The organism is Helicobacter pylori (genome assembly GCF_015904775.1).
GTDB classification, from domain to species: Bacteria; Campylobacterota; Campylobacteria; order Campylobacterales; family Helicobacteraceae; genus Helicobacter; species Helicobacter pylori_DM.
This window is the reverse complement of sequence record NZ_JADZNC010000002.1, coordinates 135,825-156,916: the sequence shown is the minus strand read 5'-3', so window position 1 is coordinate 156,916 and position 21,092 is coordinate 135,825. Positions and strand designations below refer to the sequence as shown.

General features: G+C 38.2%; 18 protein-coding genes and 4 pseudogenes. 2 read left to right on the top strand and 20 right to left on the bottom strand.

The genetic code is table 11. The features are described from left to right. Positions 1–190: 190 nt before the first annotated feature. The 19 genes and pseudogenes from I6852_RS02210 to I6852_RS02120 all read right to left on the bottom strand — a co-directional run bounded on the left by I6852_RS02210 (position 191) and on the right by I6852_RS02120 (position 17,838). Complete coding sequence (locus I6852_RS02210) at positions 191–1,177, bottom strand: lipid A biosynthesis lauroyl acyltransferase (RefSeq protein WP_197291688.1); 987 nt, start codon at positions 1,175–1,177, stop codon at positions 191–193. After that, complete coding sequence (waaC, locus tag I6852_RS02205; RefSeq protein ID WP_197291689.1) at positions 1,174–2,196, bottom strand: lipopolysaccharide heptosyltransferase I; 1,023 nt, start codon at positions 2,194–2,196, stop codon at positions 1,174–1,176. Before waaC ends, I6852_RS02210 begins: the two co-directional genes overlap by 4 nt. Continuing rightward, a complete protein-coding gene (locus I6852_RS02200) occupies positions 2,193–3,647 on the bottom strand; it encodes a Ppx/GppA family phosphatase (RefSeq protein ID WP_197291690.1) in 1,455 nt (484 codons plus the stop codon). Before I6852_RS02200 ends, waaC begins: the two co-directional genes overlap by 4 nt. A gap of 9 nt (positions 3,648–3,656) precedes the next feature. Beyond that, the gene (locus I6852_RS02195) at positions 3,657–3,911 is read right to left on the bottom strand and encodes a YfhL family 4Fe-4S dicluster ferredoxin (protein ID WP_000055466.1); all 255 of its coding nucleotides are present in this window, start codon (positions 3,909–3,911) and stop codon (positions 3,657–3,659) included. A 56-nt stretch (positions 3,912–3,967) separates the two neighbouring features. Continuing rightward, positions 3,968–4,527, bottom strand: a pseudogene (locus I6852_RS02190) (beta/alpha barrel domain-containing protein). Beyond that, a complete protein-coding gene (locus tag I6852_RS02185; protein WP_197291692.1) occupies positions 4,515–5,819 on the bottom strand; it encodes a tetratricopeptide repeat protein in 1,305 nt (434 codons plus the stop codon). Before I6852_RS02185 ends, I6852_RS02190 begins: the two are co-directional and overlap by 13 nt. Before the next feature lie 35 nt (positions 5,820–5,854). Then, positions 5,855–6,253, bottom strand: coding sequence for a YkgJ family cysteine cluster protein (locus I6852_RS02180; RefSeq protein ID WP_001150531.1), 399 nt, complete (start codon positions 6,251–6,253; stop codon positions 5,855–5,857). A 15-nt stretch (positions 6,254–6,268) separates the two neighbouring features. Next, entirely contained in the window at positions 6,269–6,808 is a 540-nt protein-coding gene (locus tag I6852_RS02175) for a hypothetical protein (RefSeq protein ID WP_197291693.1), read from the bottom strand. Continuing rightward, a complete protein-coding gene (locus I6852_RS02170) occupies positions 6,805–7,338 on the bottom strand; it encodes a hypothetical protein (RefSeq protein ID WP_001212809.1) in 534 nt (177 codons plus the stop codon). The genes I6852_RS02175 and I6852_RS02170 overlap by 4 nt, the downstream gene beginning before the upstream one ends. After that, positions 7,328–8,308, bottom strand: coding sequence for a hypothetical protein (locus I6852_RS02165; RefSeq protein WP_197291694.1), 981 nt, complete (start codon positions 8,306–8,308; stop codon positions 7,328–7,330). Before I6852_RS02165 ends, I6852_RS02170 begins: the two co-directional genes overlap by 11 nt. Then, positions 8,301–8,954, bottom strand: a complete 654-nt coding sequence (locus I6852_RS02160; RefSeq protein WP_042629948.1) for a lysophospholipid acyltransferase family protein — start codon at positions 8,952–8,954, stop codon at positions 8,301–8,303. Before I6852_RS02160 ends, I6852_RS02165 begins: the two co-directional genes overlap by 8 nt. Positions 8,955–8,992: 38 nt before the next feature. Further along, positions 8,993–10,306 carry a tRNA (N6-isopentenyl adenosine(37)-C2)-methylthiotransferase MiaB gene (gene miaB, locus I6852_RS02155; RefSeq protein ID WP_197291695.1) on the bottom strand — a complete coding sequence of 438 codons (1,314 nt, stop codon included), beginning with the start codon at positions 10,304–10,306 and terminating at the stop codon, positions 8,993–8,995. 9 nt (positions 10,307–10,315) lie between these two features. Then, on the bottom strand, positions 10,316–10,558 hold the full coding sequence (locus I6852_RS02150; protein ID WP_000780044.1) for a nuclease: 243 nt from the start codon (positions 10,556–10,558) through the stop codon (positions 10,316–10,318). Between the two features lie 59 nt (positions 10,559–10,617). Next, positions 10,618–11,844, bottom strand: coding sequence for an aminofutalosine deaminase family hydrolase (gene mqnF / locus I6852_RS02145; protein ID WP_197291696.1), 1,227 nt, complete (start codon positions 11,842–11,844; stop codon positions 10,618–10,620). Beyond that, positions 11,832–12,965, bottom strand: coding sequence for an amidohydrolase family protein (locus tag I6852_RS02140; RefSeq protein WP_197291697.1), 1,134 nt, complete (start codon positions 12,963–12,965; stop codon positions 11,832–11,834). Before I6852_RS02140 ends, mqnF begins: the two co-directional genes overlap by 13 nt. A gap of 9 nt (positions 12,966–12,974) precedes the next feature. Continuing rightward, positions 12,975–13,694: a cytochrome c biogenesis protein CcdA gene (locus tag I6852_RS02135; protein WP_197291698.1), complete on the bottom strand. Its 720-nt coding sequence runs from the start codon at positions 13,692–13,694 to the stop codon at positions 12,975–12,977. Positions 13,695–13,750: 56 nt separating this feature from the next. After that, the gene (locus I6852_RS02130; protein ID WP_197291699.1) at positions 13,751–16,321 is read right to left on the bottom strand and encodes an ATP-dependent Clp protease ATP-binding subunit; all 2,571 of its coding nucleotides are present in this window, start codon (positions 16,319–16,321) and stop codon (positions 13,751–13,753) included. Positions 16,322–16,393: 72 nt separating this feature from the next. After that, positions 16,394–17,152 (bottom strand): DNA-methyltransferase, encoded by a 759-nt coding sequence (locus I6852_RS02125; protein WP_197291700.1) that lies wholly within the window; start codon positions 17,150–17,152, stop codon positions 16,394–16,396. Next, positions 17,149–17,838 (bottom strand): annotated as a pseudogene (locus tag I6852_RS02120) (BsaWI family type II restriction enzyme). The gene I6852_RS02125 and the pseudogene I6852_RS02120 overlap by 4 nt, the downstream one beginning before the upstream one ends. Positions 17,839–18,027: 189 nt before the next feature. Between I6852_RS02120 and I6852_RS02115 the strand changes: the two are divergent. Next, positions 18,028–18,643, top strand: a pseudogene (locus I6852_RS02115) (hypothetical protein). A 10-nt stretch (positions 18,644–18,653) separates the two neighbouring features. Next, positions 18,654–19,807: pseudogene (locus I6852_RS02110) on the top strand (DNA methyltransferase). Between the two features lie 18 nt (positions 19,808–19,825). Here the strand turns inward: I6852_RS02110 and xseA are convergent. Continuing rightward, positions 19,826–21,088 carry an exodeoxyribonuclease VII large subunit gene (gene xseA, locus I6852_RS02105; RefSeq protein ID WP_197291701.1) on the bottom strand — a complete coding sequence of 421 codons (1,263 nt, stop codon included), beginning with the start codon at positions 21,086–21,088 and terminating at the stop codon, positions 19,826–19,828. Between the last annotated feature and the right edge of the window lie 4 nt (positions 21,089–21,092).

Genomic DNA, 21,092 nt, shown 5'->3' with positions numbered 1-21,092 from the left:
AAAACTCATTTTCTTAATGGGATAGGGGGTATTTTGAAATAACTCTCCCCCTTAACCCCCCAACTAAATCCCCCTAACCCAAGAAGACCGCCTTAAGAAATTATCGCTTGATTAAAATCAAGCTCTTTACTATTTATTTTTAAAAAATGCCTTTTAACATTTTTTAATTTTTATCATTCCACTCAAAACCCTATCTTTGATAAATCTCAGGGTGGGTGCTTTTAAAACGCCTGTGGAACCAAAAATAACTTTCTGGGTGGTTTCTAATCACTTCTTCGCACAAACTCGCTTGGGCTTGCGTGCATTCTAAAATATCGTTTTCAGCGTTGTCAGTGATTTGAGAGCGGATACTTTCGTAATAAGTCGCTGTGTAATGCGAATAGTCGTCATTAAAATCAATGAATACCGGCTGGATGTCTATATTGTAACGGCGCGATAAAATAGAAGCGATCGTGGTGTGCGTAGCGTCTTTATTAAAGAATTTCACCACCACCCCATCTTTAGGCACGACATTTTGATCCACTAAAATCCCCACAAGGCCATTGCCTTGATTATACATTTTAATGAGTTCTTTCATCGCCCCTATTTTATTGACAAAACGCACCCCAAACGCCTCTCGCCTGCTCATAATCATGTGATTGATGGGGGCAAATTTAGTCAAACGCCCCAAGCACCCCCTACCATAGTCCTCATAATATTGCGCTAAAGTCGTGCCTACCGCTTCCCAATAGCCAAAATGCATGCATAAAGTGATCGCTTGGCCTTCCTTGTTTAAAGACTTCCACACGTTTTCTTCATTGATGAGCGTGAAACGAGCGTCGTATTCATCTTTAGGGATAAAGATCACTCTAATGGTTTCTAAAATAATGAAAGCAAAATTTTCATAACCCTTTTTAATGATCCTTTTTTTCTCTTCTTCGCTTTTAGAATCTCCAAACACAAAATCCAAATTGGCTTTAGCGTCAAAATAACGGCGTCTATCAAAGGTTCTCATCAGCCACGCTACAGCTTTAATGCACCTTAAAAACCACGAATGGGGCATTTTAGCTAAAATAAACCCTAGAATATTCACTAAAGATTCCACGATAAAAATGCTCAAAATGCGCAGTTCTGTTTTAAAACCCTTATCGTTTTGGTTCAATATTTTTTCGTGTATGAGTCGTTCTTTATAAGTCATTCTTTTTCCTTTAAAACGTTTAAAACGCATTCTTTAATTTTTTTAGGATCTATGTTTTGGATAGAAAAATCCTTTTTATGGTAGTTGGCGTTTGAATTACCGGTGAGCGAAACATTGATCGGGCTTTCTAATTTAAAACGCTCCATGGGCGTGTTGCCATAAAGGGTGATGCTGGGTTTTTGCAACGCCCATGCTAAATGCGTGATACCCGTATCGCCCCCAATAATCAAATCCATTTTAAAGAGCAACGCCTTAACCTCGTTTAAAGTGAGTTTGGGGAGCAATAACACATCGCGCTGGTGTTTTAAAGCGTGATAAAGTGCAGCGGCTTTCTCTTCATCAGCATGCCATAACAAGCAAATTTGAAAATTTTCTAAAATTAACGCTAATTCTTTAAAGTGCTCTGTGGGGTAAGTTTTATTGATTTTAGAAGTTTCTAAAACAAAAAGGATTTTAGGCTTATTCTCATTCAAATTCAACGCATTGATTTTTGGAGAATCTTGGTAAGAAAACGCTTTAGCCCTAGAGCTTAAACTCTGTGAAATTTCTTTTGAAATTTCTTTTTTGGGCAAGTTTAGGGCTTGAGAAAGGAGCGTGAAATTGCGCTTTAAAATAGGCTCATCATAAGCGATAGAGACTTTTTGCGAGTAAAAAAACGCGCTCAAACCCTCTCTAGCTGAAGCGTAATCAAAGCCGACCTTTTTAGGGGCTTTTAACATTTGAGTGATGAGAGCGGATTTGATCAAGCCTTGCATGTCAATGATTATATCGTATTCATAAGCCCTTAAATTTTTAAAAAGTTTGAAAATCTTCAAAGGGTTAAAGGTTGTAAGCGTGCTTTTTAAAGGAATGGGGTGTAATTTATCAATATAAGGGGAATGCTCTAAAATCGCGCCAAATCTTTCATCCACGAACCATTCTATTTGAGCGTCAGCGAAACGCTCTTTAATCAGTGCTAAAAACACCGCGCTCACGATAATATCCCCAAGCGCTGAAAGCCTGACGATCGCTATTTTCAAGCAAACTCTATCGTCAAAGGAATGGGCTTAATGAGTTTGGGGAGCATTTCTTTAGCCAAATAAAGCGCGTCATTAGAATGGATCACAAGCTTGTTTTTTTCTAGCGTGTATTTTAAATGATGGCTGTCTGTCAAACACAAATTTTCGGCTAAAGAAAGGATAAAACTCAGCCATTGCAAGGTCAAAAGGCTTGGCATCATCGCGCTCATGTGGGCGATAGCGTTGTCTTTAGGGATTTTTTTATGGCTGAATTGCGCTAATAAGCAAATGATCGCCCTATCCTGGTGGCTAAAGCCATAACTCAAAGCGTTTAAAATGAAATACGCGCTGTGCTTGTGGGCTAAATAGACGCTTAAAATCTTACCCATGCTCGCCAATTCCCCCGCAATCTTTAAATGGAAGAGATATTTTTCATCTATTTTATGCAAGGGCGATAAGGCTTCAAACAATTTCACGCATTCTTTTTTGACCTTTTGGCTGTGCTTTTCATGGGGCAAAAAGCGATCTTTTAAAGAGATGAGAGAGGGGTTGATATTGGGGGGGAATTTATAGTAATGGTGGCGCAATAAATCGCTCAAAAACACGCCTTCTCTCACCCCTACCCCACTAGTGATCATTAAAGAAGTTTTTAAATGCTCCAAAACGACTGATAAAATCAACGCCCCGCTCCTGATACTATCCAAACGCTCTTCATTCACCCCTAAAAGCCGTAATTGATCTTCTTTGAGCATGACGATTTTTTCAATGAACGCTAAATTTTTATGCACATCTATTTCATAGCCATGCAAAGAATCAATAGGGTAATCAAAGCGTTTCATCAATACCTTACTCAACGCCCTAATCGTCCCCCCCACCCCAAAGGCATTTTTGTGCTTAAAGGGCAGTTTAGAGACTTCTTTTTGGATAAAGGCTTTAGCCAATTTGACATCTAAGGCTTTGTCTAAAAACATTTCTTTAATGCGGATCGTCCCAACATCAAGCGAGATTAAATCCTTAATCTTGCCTTTTTCAATCAACGCGCACTCGGTGCTACCCCCTCCAATATCTATCGTGATCCCTGAATTTTTATGCAACAAATTCGCGCACGCGATCCCGCCATAGAGCGCTTCTTTTTGCCCATCAATGATTTTGATTTGCAAACCACAAGCCTTTTTCACCCTCGCTACAAACTCTAACCGATTAGGGGCATCGCGCACCGCTGAGGTCGCTACGCACAAGATTTTTTTGCTTTTGTATTTGAGGGCGATTTCTTTAAATTCGCTCAAGGCTTTAGTGGCTCTTTGCATGGGGATTTCTTGTAAGATTCCATTAAACGCATAACAACCCTCTGAAATCCTAACCTTAGACTTAGTCTCAAAAAGCAAGTAAAACCCAAACTGGCTCGTCTTTTTAAAGACTGCCAAACGCACTGAATTAGAGCCTATATCAATCACGGTTGTGATTTTAGCCATTGCTAGCCTTTAATCTTGCTCTTTTAAGCTTTCGTATTTGTATTTCAATTCCTCTCTGCTCTCAGCATTGTTAGGATCCGGTAAAATCGCATCTACAGGGCATACGCTCACGCAACGAGGCTCATCATCATCATACCCGTAACACTCCGTGCATCTGTCTGGATCAATATTATAAATGGGATCGCCCTCTTCAATCGCCTCACTAGGGCATTCTTCCCTGCAAGCATCGCACGCAATGCATTCATCATTCACCAATAATGACATGACTAACTCCTTTTAAAAAGTTTGAATACGATTTTTACTCTAAATTAGCTTAAAATTCAATCTAAAAAGACTATTTTTTTTTTTGATTATAAGAATGGGGGCTAATTTCTAGCACGCCTAAAACCCCTAAATCTTTTAAATGGGTGTAGTCTTGTTTGTGGGTTTCTACAAACACGCTCAAGCCCAAACGCCAAGCGAATTCTACCATGCCTTTTAGATCTTCTTTTAAAAGCTCTTCATCTAAAATGACCCCATCAGAGCCTTGAACAAGCGATTCTAAAAGCTGGTAATGGCTGATGAAAAAATCCTGATGGATAATCAAAGAACTCGCATGGCGGCGCAACAACCCTAAAACTTCTAAATCAAACACGCTTGGCGTGCCTATTTCGTATAATCCTTTGAAATTGACAATGACGCAATCGGTGTGGGTGTTTTCTTTCAAAAGCTTTTCTAAAACCTCATCAGGGGTTACAAAAACATAGTCTTTGGTTTGAGGAATGATTCTAGGCAAGTAAGGGTTATACGACAGGCTTTTACCTAACATTTCATAAGAAAGCATGCCCTCTTTTAAGGCTAAGCTTTTTTGTAAATTTTCTAAAATCCCTATTTCTTGCATTCTTGAATGATCTTATTGTGTTCTTTCAATTCGGGTTCAGTTTGGATAAACTCTTTAGCGATGCTAGAAAAGATTTTTTTAGCCTCCAAACAATTCCCTAATTTGTAATAACCCCACGCCAAAGAGTCTAAATAGATCGCTGAATTGTAGTCGCTAGTGTCTAGGGCTAAAGCTTTTTTAACCAAATCTATACCTCTTTTAACATCCATGTCATAATCTATTAAGGAATACCCTAAAAAATTATAAAAGAAAGCGTCTTGCGCGTCTTCTTTATCTTTAGTTTTAGCAAGCCATGCTTGGCGCTCTTTGGTGGCTTGCTCTAATTTTTGAATGATGGGCAACATCTCTTCTTTGGTGAGCTTTTTCTTATTCGCGCTCAAGCTTTCATAATGATAAATAGCCTCTAATCCTAAGAATTTAGGGTCTTTTTTTTCTTGATAGATCAAAGAAGCTTGTTTGGAAGCTTGAGCGAATTTTTTTTGCGCGGTGTATAAATCCAACAACAAACGCCTGTCAAAAGGGAATAATTCTGCGATTTGCTGGGCCTTATCAAACTCTTTTAACAAGATTAATACCCCTATGTAAAATTGGGCGTTTTGAACAATAGGGTTTTTTTCATACAAACGAGCAAAAGTCGTTTTAGCCAAATCAAGCTCGTTAAATTGCGTGAAAGTGTTGAGCGCTTTTTGGCACAATTGCTCTGAGCAACCATACCTGTCTATATGAGATTGCAACAAGTCTAAGCCTTCTTTTTTGCGGTTTTGCAAAAAATAGATTGTAATGAGTTTTTCTAGGCTGTCTTCATCATGCACTTGGTTATAAAACTTATTCAACAACGGGAAAGCCTTATCCAAACGCTTTTGAGTCAAATACAAAGTCCCTAACACATTATCTGTGGCTATGGTCTTTTCTTCTTTACGGATTTTGTGTAATAATTCAATCGCTTTATCAATCTGCCCCATTTGCGCATAGCCATCCACTAAAATCTTATTGATAGAAACATCGTTACGATTATTGGTGATTTTTTGATAGAGCATGGCTAAATGCATAGCGGTTTTAATATCCCCTAAGCTCGCCGCTGAAATGGCCGCTTCTTTAGCATACACCACCTTATTGGTTTGCTTGTAAAGATTCATATAGCCTTTTTGAGCGGCAGCAAAATCCCCTCTATGGAAAGCGTCTGAACTCAACAGGATTTGATGATCTTCTGAAAGGGTTTCAGCCTTAAGGCAAGAAAACAGACTAAAAAGCAATATATTTGCTAAAAATCTTTTCTTTATTGGAATATCCATTATTTTATTTCCTTTTTGTGTCACTATAATGAATTTTAGCGCACTTTAGTTTCTTTGGTTTTTTGTGTGATGCCCGGACAGCTTTGACAAAAAGCTTTTTTTTGCTCTTTAGAGAAAGTTTTCACGCCCTCCCAAAAAGGAAAAGTTTGGCATTGTTTAGGGCGCACGCTATAAATCTGGCATTTTTTGGTTTCTAAATCCAAAAACACGCACGCCAAACCCAACTCTTTAGCGTCTTTTTCTAATAAAGAGAACTTATACCCTACCTTTTTAACGTATTTTTGACTGAATTCTTCTAATTCTAATTTTAAAAAAGCGCTAATTTGTTGCATTTCTTGGATATTCAAAAAAATATACCCGCTTTCCCCCACGCAACACTTTGCCCCACAACCCTCGCATGCCTTAGGATTAAAACTAAAATCAAAATCTTGCATTAAACCACCCCTATCCTATTGGAGATCAATACTCACGCTAAATTGCACCAACAACCCTTCATTATCTTTAGAAATTTTTAAGGGCAATTGGCTTTGAGCGCTCGGTAAATATTTGTTGATTAGGGTGAAAAAAAGATAGGTTTTTTCCAATTCGCTCGCTCTGGCCATGATAAAAAATTGGGTTTTTTGAAGGGGGTTTTGAGAGAGCAAGGGTTTGATTTTATAGGCATCAAAACATTTTTTTAAAATCTTTTCTAAGATCCGCCTAGACTCTTCATCATTAAAAATCTTTAATAAGGATTCGCTGGTTTCTTTTTGATTACGATAGCTTGTTAAAGCTGTTTCAAAATGCCTTTGCGCGTATTCTAAAACGCTTTTTTTACGATTTTCTTCTAAAAGGATTTTTTTTAATTCTAACATGTTAGGCCATAGAAAATACTCGGTATTCAACCAACCAAATAAGGAAAAAACCCCTAAAAAAACGAGGTTTTTAATGATAAACCCCACATCGCCTGATTGCTCTCTGTCTAGGTGTGAAAAATGCAATGGTTTCATTTAATAGACTCCGGGTTTTTTATCAGTAAGGAATTAGAAAAGTTGGTGGAGACAAAATTAAACCACCCATCGCTTAAGGGGAAAAATTCCGCCCTAGAATAATCAAACATGGGGTTTAGTTTGTTTTGAAACAAAAAATAAAAAGCTTCTTTAGAAGGGGTTTTACCACTAACCACCACGCTTTGCTGGTCTATTTCAATGCTATTAATAGTGATAAGATCCGGCACAATATTCAAAAGCCCTTGCAAAACATCTCGTATATCATCGTTATAATTCAAACGCTTTTTGGCTTCTTTAATGAGTTTTAAGGTTTCATCAGTCTTAACCTGCAAGCGGCTGATTTCATGGCGATAAAGCCTTTCTTGGATCGTCAAATCAGACGCATTGTTTTGAGTGTTTTTAATAGCGTTGTGCATAAACCACACTAACCCCCCTATTACCACAAAAGATAAAAAAATGTAAAAAACCCAAATTTTAGAAAGCTTGCTGATAAGGTATTTCGCTCTTGGTTCAATGTAGCTAAAACGCATATTTTTCATTCTCCATGCGCGCTAAAATATTCAAGCGCTCCACCAAAGAAAAATCAAGCCTATCCACTTCTATCATCAAAGTTTCTTGCAAATGCATTAACGCTTTTTGGTGGATTTGGCAGCTGTCTAAAACAACCACTTTTTCTACAAAATCAATATCTCTAGAATGATAGACGCTGCGCAATCCCTCTTGCAAGGCGTTTGCAATCAAAGGGATATTTGTCATGCCTTCAATCAAACTATAAGCGTCCTTATTTTTTTCGCTATTATCCTTACTGCTGTCTAGGCCTATCGCTTCTTCAAGGCTGTCAATATCTTCTTGGATTTCACTCAAAAACAAATCCACAGCCTCATTATCCATTCCCATAGAATCTTCTTCTTTGCTCTCTATAAACTCTTCAGGTTGTTCTTCTAAAAACACGGATTTGGCTAAAAAAATCTCTTTTTTATCCGCAATCAAAAAATAAAATCTTGAACGCTCCAAAAGCAAATACAACAACGGCTTATTTTCTAAATGATCGCGCACAAAATCATAAATAAGGCTAAAAGGCGAAAACAAAAAATCCACATCTTGGATTTTAAAACGCTTGAAATCCTTTAAAAAATCCTTAGATTCCACATAAACGCAATACTTTTGATTGACTTCGCAAGCCTGATAATCTTGATTTTCTCGTTTGATTTGTTCAAACGCCTGCTTTTCGCATAAAACCTCTTTAGCTTTACTCATCGCGCTAAAATAAGTGTAGGGGTATTTTTGGCTATAAGTTCTGGCGATTTTTAAGGCTTGAATGGGGACTTCACCATTTTTAGTTTCCACTTTAGTTTCAAAAGTTTTAAAAAATTTCTCTTTAATGCGATCGTTTTTGATCCTTATGACTTGAGCGGATAAAAGATTGTGATCCACATTAAAAGAGATATACACTTGAGAGCAAAACCTCTCTTTAAGCGCTTTTTTTAACCCCTTAAACACCCAAACCCCTTTGAGATTCTTCAAATCCAACAGAATCCATGCGCGTCTTTAAATATTCTTTAGCCTTTGAAAGCTCCCATTCTTTAGGGATGATTACCGATTCTAGCATGTAATAATGCACTTCGCTAAAAGGCTTAGGGATTTCAAATTGATCCCAAGTGTTCAACCGCCATGCGTTTTTACAAACCACCCGACAAGCGCTAATCCCCACGCCTGATTTTTGAGCTAAAGCGATCACCCCATCCGCTATGCTGTGTCGTGGGCCTTTAGGGCCATCAGGAGTGATAGCGACATCGCAACCTTCTTTCAATCGTTTAAGCCCCTCTATCAAAACCTTAACCCCCCCTTTTTTGCTAGATCCTCTAATGTTTTTAAAACCAAAGCTTTCAAACAAACCCGCCGCAATAGAGCCGTCAAAATGCTGGCTTGCGATCACATAAACAGAAGGTTTTTCAAGCCTTAAATACGCAAACCCGATCATGCCAAGCTCCCCATGCCAACAGCTTACAATAAAGGGTTTTTCTTTTAAATTTTGAGCTAAAAAATAGCGGTTTTTACAAGTTTTATGCAACAACCAAAGGACTCCAAACGCCAAGCGTGGGACAACCTTTAAAACGATATTTTTCCTGAAAAATTTTAAGCTCAATTCTCGCCTTTAAACCCGCTCTTCATTGGTTATTTTGATTAGTTGCCTTTAATGGCCGCTATCAAGCGCCCTTTGGAATGAGAGATAATCTCCACTTTTACAAGCTCGCCCGGATTTCTTTTTTCCTTACAAGTTACTTCAATGAATTTCCCCGTATCGCTACGCCCTTCAAAACCCACGATTTGATCATCCATTTCACGCCTGTTTTCCACCAACACCACATGCGTTTTACCCACTTCCAACTTGGCTTTTTCTTCTAAAATTTCTTTGTGCCTGTTTTGCAACCTCTCTAACCTTGAAGATGAAACCTCTAATGGCACTCTTTCCTTCCAAGCTCCCGCTTCAGTGAAAGGGCGTGGGGAATAAATGAAACTATAGAGCGTGTCAAAGCGCACTTTTTCTAGCACCTCCATCGTGTCTTCAAAATCCTTATCGCTCTCATTAGGAAAGCCCACGATAATATCCGTGCTAATGCCCACTTCAGGCACTAAAGCTTTTAACCTCTCCACCCTATTTAAAAACCACTCTTTACTATAACCCCTTCGCATCATCTTTAACACCGCGCTAGATCCGCTCTGTAAGGGCATGTGGATACTCTTGCACACTTTAGGGTTTTTGGCAAAGCGTTCTAAAAATGCATCATTCATGTGCAAGGGGTGAGGCGAAGTGAATCGTATCCTTTCAATGCCTGGAATTTCGCTCAATTTATCCAACAAATCGCTAAAACCCACTTTCGCATGCTCGCTGCTGAAACGAACGCCATAATTATTCACGTTCTGCCCTAAAAGCATGAGCTCTTTAGTGCCGTTATTCGCCAATTTCTCAGCTTCTTTTAAAATCAAATCCATAGGGATAGAAATTTCTTTGCCCCTAGTGTGCGGGACAATGCAATAAGCGCATTTTTTATCGCACCCTATAGAGATGTTTAATAACGATCGGATTTGAGCCTTTTTTTCAAAAAATTCAAACGCATACGCGCTTTCATCATAATCAATCGCCACTTCAACCGCTTTTTCTTTATGGATCACTTGAGAGATTTTAGACACATTCCTAGCCCCTAACACAAAGCTCACGCTCGGGGCTTTTTTGAGTATATCCGCTCCCATGTGGCTTGCGGTGCACCCGCAAACCCCGATTTTGGCGTTGGGTTTTTTGATTTTAGCGAATTGACCGATTTCTGAAAACAATTTCCGTTCAGGCTTTTCGCGCACGCTGCAAGTGTTGATTAAAATCAAATCCGCTGTTTTAGGGTCATTGGTCTCTTTATAGTCTAGTTTGGACAGTTCGCTTAGTAGATGCTCGCTATCCCTAGAATTCATGGCACAACCCATGGTTTCAATATAAACTTTCAATACAAGCCTTTAAATAATGTGCAATTCATAAAGAAAATCTTTTTCATCAGTGCTGACCCTCACCTCATCTAAATAAGCCGTATGGCCTTTTTCTTTGAAAAAATCCACCGCTTTGAGCATGTCTTTATGGGCGTTTGTGGGGGCAAAATAGAAAATAGAACGCTTGTCTTCACTGAATTTGTGATACAAATCCTCTAATTCCACGCTCTTAGCGTCTGATTTTCTCGTATTCTTGGCTAAAACTAATTTCATTGACCTTTCCTTAATTGATTTAGATCTCTCATTTTAACGCATTCTGTCTTTAAAACAAATTAGATCACCCTTTTCCCCCCTAAAAACAAGCGCTCCACTTCTTTGGCATGCAATAAAAATTGCAAAATCGCCTGCTCTTTAGTGAATTTTTCATTGAAATCAAACACGCTCAAATCCGCCCTTTTGTTGGCTTCTATCTCGCCATTATTCAAAGCTAAAGCTTTAGCCCCATGCCTAGTCGCCCCTAAAAGAGCTATTTTAGCTAATTCTAATAACGGCATGTTATGGGTGAGCAAGAACGCCCTTAATTCGTCTAAAAGGCTCAAAGAAATGTTAGAACTCAAGCCATCAGTGGCGACGCTCACGCTCAAACCGGCTTCTTTAGCTCTCTCTAAATCCAACGCTTTCCCACTCAACAAGCGGTTGGAAAAGGGGCATGTGATTAAAAAAGCGTTTTTGACTTGAGATTTAATCCTTTTTAACGCTTCTAAAGAAGCGAACTGGTTATGCACGAATAAAGTGTGCGTGTCTTTAAACATGTCAATGTAATCGTTCGCGCCCTCATAGAGCGATTTGAAATTAGACTCTTTTAAAAAATGCTGGTAAAAATTTTCAAACCACCCTTTAGAATTTTCTACCCATTCTAACTCTTCAAACGATTCTAAAAAATGCGTAGAAAGCAGGCTTTGTGAATCTTTGGCCAATTGGATGACGCTCAAAGCCATGTCTTTTTGGACCGAATAAGGGGCATGCACAGCGAGAGCCGCTTTAAGTTTTTTATCTTCTAAATCTTTTAATTCCTTAAATTTGGTCTCAAACGCCTTTAATTTTTCTAAAGAATAGCTGCTCCCTAAAAACTCTAAAAACACGACAGAGCTCAAGGGGCTTTCTTTCAATAAATTAACTTCTATCAGGTGGTTAGAAATCGCTCCCACGCTCCCCACCCCGCTTTTTAATTGCGTGCTGATGGCGTTTTGAATAGCCCCTTGGCAATTTTCTAAAATCGCCCCTCCATTGTTCAACACGCTCCCTAACCAACCAGAAAAACTCCCGTAATCAAAACTCGCCTTGTTGTTGGAAAATTCAAAATGGGTGTGCGCGTTGATAAAAGCGGGCAACAGAACGGAATTTTCAAAAAACTGCGCCTTTAAGTGAGGGTATTTAAGCGTTAAACTTTGATAATCGCCTATTTCAACAATCTTTTCATCAAAGACCACGCCACAATCTTCTAACACTTCGCATTTTTCATTGCATAAAAAAACTAAAGACGCTCCTATGATTTGCATGCATTCTCCTTAATAAATGTGGTTTGCCCTTTTAAGATCATTCTTTGCACTTCGCCATGCAATTCCAAACCATAAAAGGGCGAATTTTGATTATTCACTCTTGTTTGAGCGTTTAAATCCACGATCATCAAATTGGCTAATTGATTTTCTTTAACCTCGCCTGCATTGAGTTTTAAAAACCTCGCTTGATTGATCGCCATGACTTTAATGAGCTGTTGGAAGCTGATAACCTTTTTTTGAACTAAAAAAGTGTAAGCCACGCTAAAAGCGTCCTCTATGCTCTCACACCCAAAAGCACTTTCTTCAAAAAGCTGTGCGTTAGAATTTTTAGAAGCATGAAGGCTTGTGAGCATGGCGATTTCGTTATTTTTTAAGGCTTCTTTTAGGGCGTTTTGACCTTCCTTATCCCTTAAAGGAGGGGCGATTTTAAATCGTGGCTCATAATCTTCATACACGCTCTCATCTAAGATCAAATGGCTTAAGGGCGTTTGGGCTTGCAAACGCGCTCCTAAATTGTTAAAGGCTTTGATGAGTTTGAGCGTGGCGGTGCTATTGACTTTATCTAAAAGCATGGGGATTTGTAACGCTCTAGAAACTTCCATAAAACGCACCAAGCGCGTGTTTTCAAACGCATTTTCCACAAAATTCTGCCCCAATTCATAGGCTAATGCCCCACTATTTAGGGCTTCAAAAGAATTTTCTAAAGAGACTAAAAAAGGCAAGTTGTAGGATTTGGCGTAGTGGCTGATGAGTTCTAAAAAAGCATCAGATGGCGCGATTAAAATTTCCCCCCCTTTATTTTTAAGCGTGGCGATGTCGGCTAGTTGGTTGTTTTTGAGCGCCATGATGTTTTTAATGCCGCTTTGATCGCAATTGAAAACATTGAGTAACCCTACCCCCCCTTTAAAAGCCTTTTGTTTTAAATTTTCATAACCCTCCAAACAAGTAACGCTCAAATCAATGAAGCTTGGCAGCACGAATAAATCCCTGCACTCAATCACTTCTTCATTTTTGGTAGGGCTTAAGTTTTCTTCAATCTCTGTAATGAGGGAATCTTTTAAGCGGATGTCCGCTCTTTTTAAAACTTCATCATCATAAAACGAAGCGTTTTTTAACAGCATCAAACCCTCCTAATTTTGTAAAAAGTTAGTCAGGCTTTCTAAAGAATTTGTCATGATCAACACTCCCATTAAAATAAGCACCAACCCTGAAACAATCTCAATCGCGCGGTTGTATTTTTTTAAGGATTTTAAAAACAAAAGCGCTCTTTCTAGCATTAAAGCCACCAATAAAAAAGGGATCGCCAAGCCCATTACAAACACTACCATAAGGATTAAACCATAAGCGTCCTTACTCGCGCTCATGATCACTATGGAAGTGAATATCGGCCCGATGCATGGCGTCCAGCCCAAAGCGAAACTCATGCCCAAAAGAAAGGGGTAAAAGCGTTGCATGCTATTAGATTTGCTCGCCAAACGAACGCTTTGAGTCTTATACAAAAATGCAAAACGAAACACGCCTAAAAAATGCAAACCAAAAAGGATCACAATCCCCCCAGCGATATAATTCACCCAGGAAAACGAAAAGCTATGGATAAGCTTGGCCATAGACATGCCCACGCCCAAAAACACGAGCGAAAACCCCACCACAAACATCAAGGATTTTAAAAAAACCGAAACCCTTTTAGCCTTACCATCTTTAATATCCTCTAAAGAAATTTGAGAAATATAAGACATATACGCCGGGATCAAAGGCAACACGCAAGGGCTTAAAAAAGTTAAAATCCCAGCTAAAAGCGAAGTTAAAAGAGGCGCTGTGTCAAAGAGATTAACAAGCGTGTTATCAAACATCATCCAATCCTTTTTTCAAAATAACCATTTCTTGTCTTTTTTAGGATAACCAAACTTCACTTAATCTTAGGCACAATCTCGTTATTTTCTACCACAAACGCCACGCTGTCATTCTCTTTAATTTTATCTTCCAAAATGAGTTCAGCGAGCTTGTCTTCTACCATTTCATAGAGCGCGCGCTTTAGGGGTCTAGCGCCATAAAATCTGTCAAATCCCGCTTCAGCGATCAATTCTTTTGCCTTTTCGTCTAAGGTTATATTAATGCCCCTTTCAAGCGCTTTTTTTTGAATGTTTTCAAAGAGAATCCCCACGATATTAATGATAGCATGACTATCTAGGGCGTTAAAGGAGATGATTTCATCTAAGCGGTTTAAAAATTCCGGCTTGAAGAATTGCCTCAGGCTCTCTTTAATCGCTTTTTGCTTATCGGCTTCACTCAAATTTTCTTCCAAAAGCGCGCCGCTAGCCACATTGCTAGTTAAAATCAAAATCGTGTTTTTGAAATCCACCCTCACGCCCTTACTATCAGTTAAATGCCCTTCATCTAAAACCTGCAACAAGAGGTTAAACACATCCGGATGGGCTTTTTCCACTTCATCTAACAGCACCACGCTATAAGGCTTTCTGCGCACCGCTTCGGTCAATTGCCCGCCTTCTTCATAGCCCACATACCCAGGAGCGGCCCCAATAAGACGGCTTATGGCATGCTTTTCCATGTATTCGCTCATGTCAATCCTTATAAGGTTTTTATCGCTATCAAACAAGAATTGCGCCAAAGCTTTAGCGCTCTCGGTTTTACCCACCCCTGTTGGCCCTAAAAAGAGGAAACTCCCTATGGGTTTGTTGCTATCGCTAAGCCCGGCCTTATTCCTTTTAATCGCTTTAGCGATCGCTTTGAGCGCTTTTTCTTGCCCCACCACTCTTTTTTGCAATTCGCTTTCAATGTTTAAAACCCTATTTTTTTCGCTTTGGAGCATTTTTTGGACTGGGATATGCGTCCATTGGCTCACGATCTCAGCGATGTTGTTTTCGGTTAAAGCGTTTTGCAACAACGCCCCGTTTTGTTGCATCGCTTCCCATTTATGCTGCAACTCTTCTTCTTTCTTTTTGTTTTCAGGGATTTTAGAGTATTCAATTTCACCCGCTTGCTGGTAATCCCCATTGCGCTTAAACCTCTCAGCCTCTTTTTTCAAACTTTCCATTTCCATTTTCAAGCGTGAAATTTCTTTGAACACTTCTTTTTCGTTTTCAAATTGCGCTTCTAATTGGATTTTTTCTTCTTTCAAATCGCTCAATTCTTTAAGGATTTCTTGCATGCGTTTGGCATTGCTCTCTTTGTTTTCCATTTCAAGGGCTTGTTTTTCCATTTCCAGTCTTTGGATGGAGCGTTTAACGCTAGAGAGTTTGGCCGGCTCTGATTCCATTTGCATTTTTAATTGAGCCGCCCCCTCATCAATCAAATCAATCGCTTTATCGGGTAAAAACCTATCGGTGATATAACGGCTAGAGAGTTTAGCGCTCGCTATGAGCGCGGAGTCATTGATAGTGATATTATGGTGCGTTTCTAAAGTTTCTTTCAACCCCCTTAAAATCTGTAAAGCTTCATTGATGCTAGGCTCATTGAGTAAAATGGGTTGGAAACGCCTTTGCAATGCCATGTCTTTTTCAAAATACTTGCGGTATTCTTTTAAAGTGGTCGCTCCAATCGTGTGCAATTCCCCCCTAGCGAGCGCAGGCTTTAAAATATTAGCCGCATCCATGCCCCCCTCACTAGCCCCAGCCCCCACAATCGTGTGGATTTCATCAATGAATAAAATCACATTCGCGCTTTTTTTAACTTCTTCAATCACCTTTTTCAGGCGCTCTTCAAACTCGCCTCTGTATTTCGCCCCAGCCACCAATAAGCTTAAATCTAAAGCGATGACTCGTTTGTTTAAAAGCGTTTTAGGCACTTCCTTATTCACAATGCGTTGGGCTAACCCTTCCACAACCGCCGTTTTCCCCACTCCAGGCTCACCTAGTAAAATAGGGTTATTTTTTGTTTTTCTGATCAAAATTTGCATCATGCGAATGATTTCTTCATCTCTTCCGATCACGGGATCTAGCTTATTTTCTAGGGCTTTTTGCGTCAAATCAATGCCAAATTTTTCTAAACTTTCCAAATTGGAATCATCGTTTTTATCCTGAATAGTCCTGCCTTTTCTTAAAGATTCTAAAGTTTTTTGCAATTCCTTAGTGTCTAAATAAGGCTTTAAAACGCTTTCAAAAAGGCTCATGTTCGCCAAAAGATACACATCGGTAGCGATGAAAGAATCGCCCGTTTTAGCCATCAAGCCTTGAGCGTTTTCTAAACTTTGGATTAGAGCTTGGTTTAATTGGATATTTTGCTTGCTGATTTGTGAAACTTTAGCGAACTTATTCAACTCGCTTTGAACGCTAAGCCTTAAAGCTTCAATATCCACAGGCATTTTTTGTAAGGCCTGAATGAGAATGCCTTGGGAATTATTAAGCATGGCAAAAAGCATGTGCATGGGCGTTACTTCAGCGTTTTTATGGTGTAAGGCTAAAGCGATCGCACTGTCTAAAGTCTCATGCAATTGGTCAGTCATTTTTTCAAATAAATTCATTATCAATCCTTTTTGAGTTTTAAAATCTTTACTATTTTACACTATTTTAACCCTCAAAGGTTTTTAAAACGCTCACACTAATGACAAACTCTCCAAAATACGCTTTTTAGACAACTCGCAATATTCTTTTTCAATCTCTAAACCCACGCTAAAACGCCCTAAAGCGTTCGCCTCTAAAATAGTCGTGCCAGATCCGCTAAAAGGATCAAAAATCGTGTCTTCCAAAAAAGAAAACAATTGGATGCAACGCCTGGGCAATTCCCTTGGGAATGGGGCTGGGTGTTTTAAGCGCTTTTTAGACTCTCCGCTAAAACTCCATAGCCCGTTCGTGTAGAGCAAAAATTCCTCTTTACTGATTGTAGAAGTTTGTTTTTTTCGTTTGTATTCGTTTTTATAAAAAACAACGATCAACTCCACAGGAGCGATAGCATAAGGCGCGCTAGCTTGCAGCCAACTCCCCCAAGCGGTGCGTCTTGAGATATTGCTTTCATTCCAAATGATCGTATTTTGGTATTTCCAACCGCATTCTTTAGCTATGGCAATCATATCTGCCCCCAAACTTTGCTTGCCGTGTTTATTCGTATCTAAAGGGACATTCAAGCACAATCTCGCCTGTTCCTTACCCAAAAAATAACAATTTTTAAGCCAATTTTTACACCAATTCAAATAATCATCATAAGCCCTAAAATCGTTGCTCCCTTGATATTCAATGCTCAAATTATAGGGCGGTGAAGTAACGCACAAATCATAAAAACCTTTTTCAAAAGTCTCTAAAACGCTTGCATCGCCATGGTATAAATCCAATTTTTCCAAACTGAAATAAGGTTTCATAAAAGCCTTTTTAAATCTTCTAATAAATTTTCTATGCCCTTAATTTTAGGGCTTTGATCAAAATGGCTTTTGGCTAAATAAAGGCCATCTCATTCATGCTCCATGACAATCCTAGCCTTTTTAGGCCTGTCTTTAAAACTGATCTCATTATCGTTATCCGGCGTTATCATGAAAACTTTAATGTGAGAAGTTATGGGCGATTGTAAGAGTTTTAATTTCCAATAAGGCGTTTCTGTGAAACGCTCTCTAAACGAATTTTTTACCGATAAAACCGCTAGAATTTTGACATTATCCTTGTTGGTTTGATAAAGAATAATATCTGGCAACACGCTATATTCTCCAAAATGCACCAATAAAGCCCGTTTGACTCTATCCAGCTCGCCATTAATGCGCTTAGCCCTTAAGATTTTATCGTTCGTCATTTTGACATTATTTTTAATACAGAAATCTTTTAATAAAAGTTCTATGATTTTTTCTAACACCCTTCCAATTACGCTGACAAAGCCTTGTCTGGCCAAAATACTAGCCTCTTCTTTGCTTTTATTTTGCTTGATATAATCGTTCATTTTATGATTTAAAAAGCGTTCTTTTTCTTGCGCGTAAAAAACCTGTAAAAACTTGTAAGGCTCAGGTTGTCCTCTCATAAAATCTTTAAAACGCTCTAAAATAATATCGGCTAAACTCAATCCAAACACCTTTAATCCATAGGAATCCATCAAATTATAATACAAAACTTTTTGATAATGGCTGGTGTTTGAAACAAGATTATAATAAAAATGAAATTTAAATTTTAGATATTCTGCTTAAAAGTATTGCTAATGAATCATATATTTTCACTAAAATAATATTGAAAGAATTTAATCAAGGGGCTAGATATGCAATTTTTAAATCAATCTTTGGGATTTTTTAATAAAGGTTGCTTTGAACCTATTGTACAGAAACTTCATTACAGAAAGCTATCAGGCATTAAAGCCGATTGAAGAAATTCAAAATAAATACAATAAACATGACAACGATTCATTTTTGAATGAATTGAGAGATAGCATGGTGGCTCTATATTTAGATTATGATCTCATCAATACCCAAAAGCATGGCCTTGATGCTAAAAGAAGTTCAAGCGATGAATTTTTAGAAATCAAACAAGTATCCTTTCAAAGTAAAACTTGGAGCGCAACTTTTAATGACACCACTTTAGAAAAAGCCAAAGTTTTTTGCGATATTAAAACGACTTTAGCCGTGGGCGTGTGGAATAATATTTCTAATCTTTTATTCATTGTTTATGGGAAGCACCATGAAATGGGATTGTATTTAGAACAAAAAGTGAAAGAGTGTCATAACGAAAGGAGGCATTCAACTCAAACGATAGGAATTAGTAAGTTAATCAAAGAATTTGATTTTAAAATGAAACCCATTGATTCAAAAGAACAAGAGCTTATCAATCTTTTTAATCTCAAGTTTGGTCGTTTTTCTTGGGAAAATTATCTTGCATAAAGTTTTTATCATGGAAGCTTTGGAGTGTTTGAAAGGAATAGAAAAAGAAAGCATCCAAACGATCTATATAGACCCCCCTTATAACACCAAGAGTTCTAATTTTGAATATGAAGACGATCATGCTGACTATGAAAAATGGATTAAAGAACATTTGATTTTAGCAAAGTCTGTGTTAAAACAAAGTGGTTGTCTTTTTATTTCTATAGATGATAATAAAATGGCTGAAGTTAAAATCATTGCCAATGAAATTTTTGGAACGCGCAATTTTTAGGCACTTTTATCACTAAACAAGCCACAAGATCTAACGCTAAACATATCAATATTACCCATGAATATGTTTTAAGCTACGCTAAAAATAAAGCGTTCGCTCCTGGTTTTAAAATCTTACGAACGCTTTTGCCCATTTATGCTAAAGCATTAAAAGATTTAATGCGAACGATTAAAAATGTTTTTAGACAAAAAGGACAAGCTCAAGCCCAACTTGTCTTAAAAGAACAAATCAAAGAGTTATCTAAAAAAGAACATTTTAATTTTTTAAAAAATTATAATTTAGTGGATGAAAAAGGTGAAATTTATTTCGCTAAAGATTTATCCACGCCTTCAAACCCACGCAGTGTAGCGATAGAAGAAATCAATCTTTTTTTAGAACCCTTAAAAAGCAGAGGGTGGAGCAGCGATGAAAAGCTTAAGGATTTATATTATCAAAACAGACTTATTTTTAAGAATAATCGCCCTTATGAAAAATATTACCTAAAAGAATCGCAAGATAATTGTTTGAGCGTGTTGGATTTTTATAGCCGACAAGGCACAAAAGATTTAGAAAAATTAGGCTTAAAGGGGCTTTTTAAGACGCCAAAACCTGTAGGATTGATTAAATATTTATTGTTATGCTCCACCCCTAAAGATTCTATTATTTTAGATTTTTTTGCAGGCAGCGGGACAACAGCGCAAGCGGTTATAGAAGTTAATAAGGATTATTATTTGAATTGGTCTTTTTATTTGTGCCAAAAAGAAGAAAAAATTAAAAATAACCCGCAAGCTGCTAGCATTTTAAAGAACAAGGGGTATCAAAACACGATTTCAAACATCATGCTATTGCGTTTAGAAAAGATCATTAAAAGAAGTGAATACGAGATTTTAAAAACAAAATCTATTTTATTTTAAATATTATTTTTCAAACCCCTATACCCTATCCACGCTCAAAATTTCAGCGCTCGCTCTGGCTTTTTCATTGTTTAATTCAATTTTATCGCCCCTTTTTAATGCCTCTAATTCTATCGCTTGATTATTCTTGCTCACCAACGCCCCGAATTGGGGCAATTTCAAATTGGCATGAGCGAGTTTGAGGGCGTTTTCTAGCCTGTTTAAGCGTTCTGTTTTAGTTTGTAAAAAAGGGCTTGTCAATGCTTGAATAGAGATTTTTTCTAAAAGCGTTTTTTTAAAGCGTAAAAATTCTAATGTTTTATTTTCTAAAGCGATTTTTAGTTTCTCTAGTTTTAAGGTGTTTAAATGGTGCTTGTTTTCAAAACTCAATCGTTTTAAAGAAGCCGCTAAATGCTCTAAATGCACCTTTTTTTGATGGAGCAAAGTTTTAAAAGAGCGGTGCAATTTCACATTAAACCCATCAAGTCTTTGCAACCATTCATCGCTATTAGGGAGCAAAATCTCCATCGCGTTTGAAGGCGTAGAAGCCCTTAAATCCGCTACTAAATCGCTCAATAAAAAATCGCTCTCATGCCCAATAGCTGACATGCTGAAGGTTTTAGCCAAATACAGTGCGTCAGCGATTTTCTCATCATTGAAAGAATACAAATCCTCCATGCTCCCCCCACCCCTAGCCATTACAATCGCATCAAAAGCGTTTTTTGTGTCATGAAAACTATCCGCATAAGCGATGCTCTCCACCACGCTTTGAACGCACCCCTCCCCTTGCATTAAGGTATTGATGCAGACTAATTCACACATCGGCCATCGTTTGGAAGCGATCTTTTGCATGTCCGCCCAAGCGGCTGAATTTTGAGAAGTGATGACTGCCACTCGTTTAGGAAAATGCGGTTTGGGTAATTTATTCGCTTCATCAAAATAGCCTTTAAGGCGTAATTTTTCTTTCAATTGCTCTAAAGCTAAAGTTAATGAACCTATATCTTTAGGCTCTATTTCAAAGCAATTGATTTGATAATCCCCCCTTGGAACATACACGCTAATGCCCCCAAAAACAACCACTTCCTGCCCTTCTTCTAAAGCGAATTTGAGCCTGTTAGCGTTCCCTTTAAACAGCACGCATTTAATAACCGACTGGCTGTCTTTGAGCGAAAAATACGCATGGCCGCTCACCTTATGGATAGTCAAATTACTCACTTCCCCTTGAACCCTAATGTGCAAAAAAGTCGCTTCTAAAAGGGCTTTGATTTGCGCGTTGATTTCGCTCACGCTCAATACATTCACTAAC

What these genes read in the sequence shown, in the direction of transcription:
- I6852_RS02150 (WP_000780044.1), bottom strand. Translation starts at nt 10,558, where the DNA reads ATGAAATTAGTTTTAGCCAAGAATACGAGAAAATCAGACGCTAAGAGC.
- I6852_RS02125 (WP_197291700.1), bottom strand. Translation starts at nt 17,152, where the DNA reads ATGAAACCTTATTTCAGTTTGGAAAAATTGGATTTATACCATGGCGAT.
- I6852_RS02130 (WP_197291699.1), bottom strand. Translation starts at nt 16,321, where the DNA reads ATGAATTTATTTGAAAAAATGACTGACCAATTGCATGAGACTTTAGAC.
- I6852_RS02210 (WP_197291688.1), bottom strand. Translation starts at nt 1,177, where the DNA reads ATGACTTATAAAGAACGACTCATACACGAAAAAATATTGAACCAAAAC.
- I6852_RS02200 (WP_197291690.1), bottom strand. Translation starts at nt 3,647, where the DNA reads ATGGCTAAAATCACAACCGTGATTGATATAGGCTCTAATTCAGTGCGT.
- I6852_RS02140 (WP_197291697.1), bottom strand. Translation starts at nt 12,965, where the DNA reads ATGCTGTTAAAAAACGCTTCGTTTTATGATGATGAAGTTTTAAAAAGA.
- I6852_RS02180 (WP_001150531.1), bottom strand. Translation starts at nt 6,253, where the DNA reads ATGCAAGATTTTGATTTTAGTTTTAATCCTAAGGCATGCGAGGGTTGT.
- I6852_RS02135 (WP_197291698.1), bottom strand. Translation starts at nt 13,694, where the DNA reads ATGTTTGATAACACGCTTGTTAATCTCTTTGACACAGCGCCTCTTTTA.
- I6852_RS02175 (WP_197291693.1), bottom strand. Translation starts at nt 6,808, where the DNA reads ATGAAACCATTGCATTTTTCACACCTAGACAGAGAGCAATCAGGCGAT.
- I6852_RS02185 (WP_197291692.1), bottom strand. Translation starts at nt 5,819, where the DNA reads ATGGATATTCCAATAAAGAAAAGATTTTTAGCAAATATATTGCTTTTT.
- I6852_RS02195 (WP_000055466.1), bottom strand. Translation starts at nt 3,911, where the DNA reads ATGTCATTATTGGTGAATGATGAATGCATTGCGTGCGATGCTTGCAGG.
- I6852_RS02170 (WP_001212809.1), bottom strand. Translation starts at nt 7,338, where the DNA reads ATGCGTTTTAGCTACATTGAACCAAGAGCGAAATACCTTATCAGCAAG.
- mqnF (WP_197291696.1), bottom strand. Translation starts at nt 11,844, where the DNA reads ATGCAAATCATAGGAGCGTCTTTAGTTTTTTTATGCAATGAAAAATGC.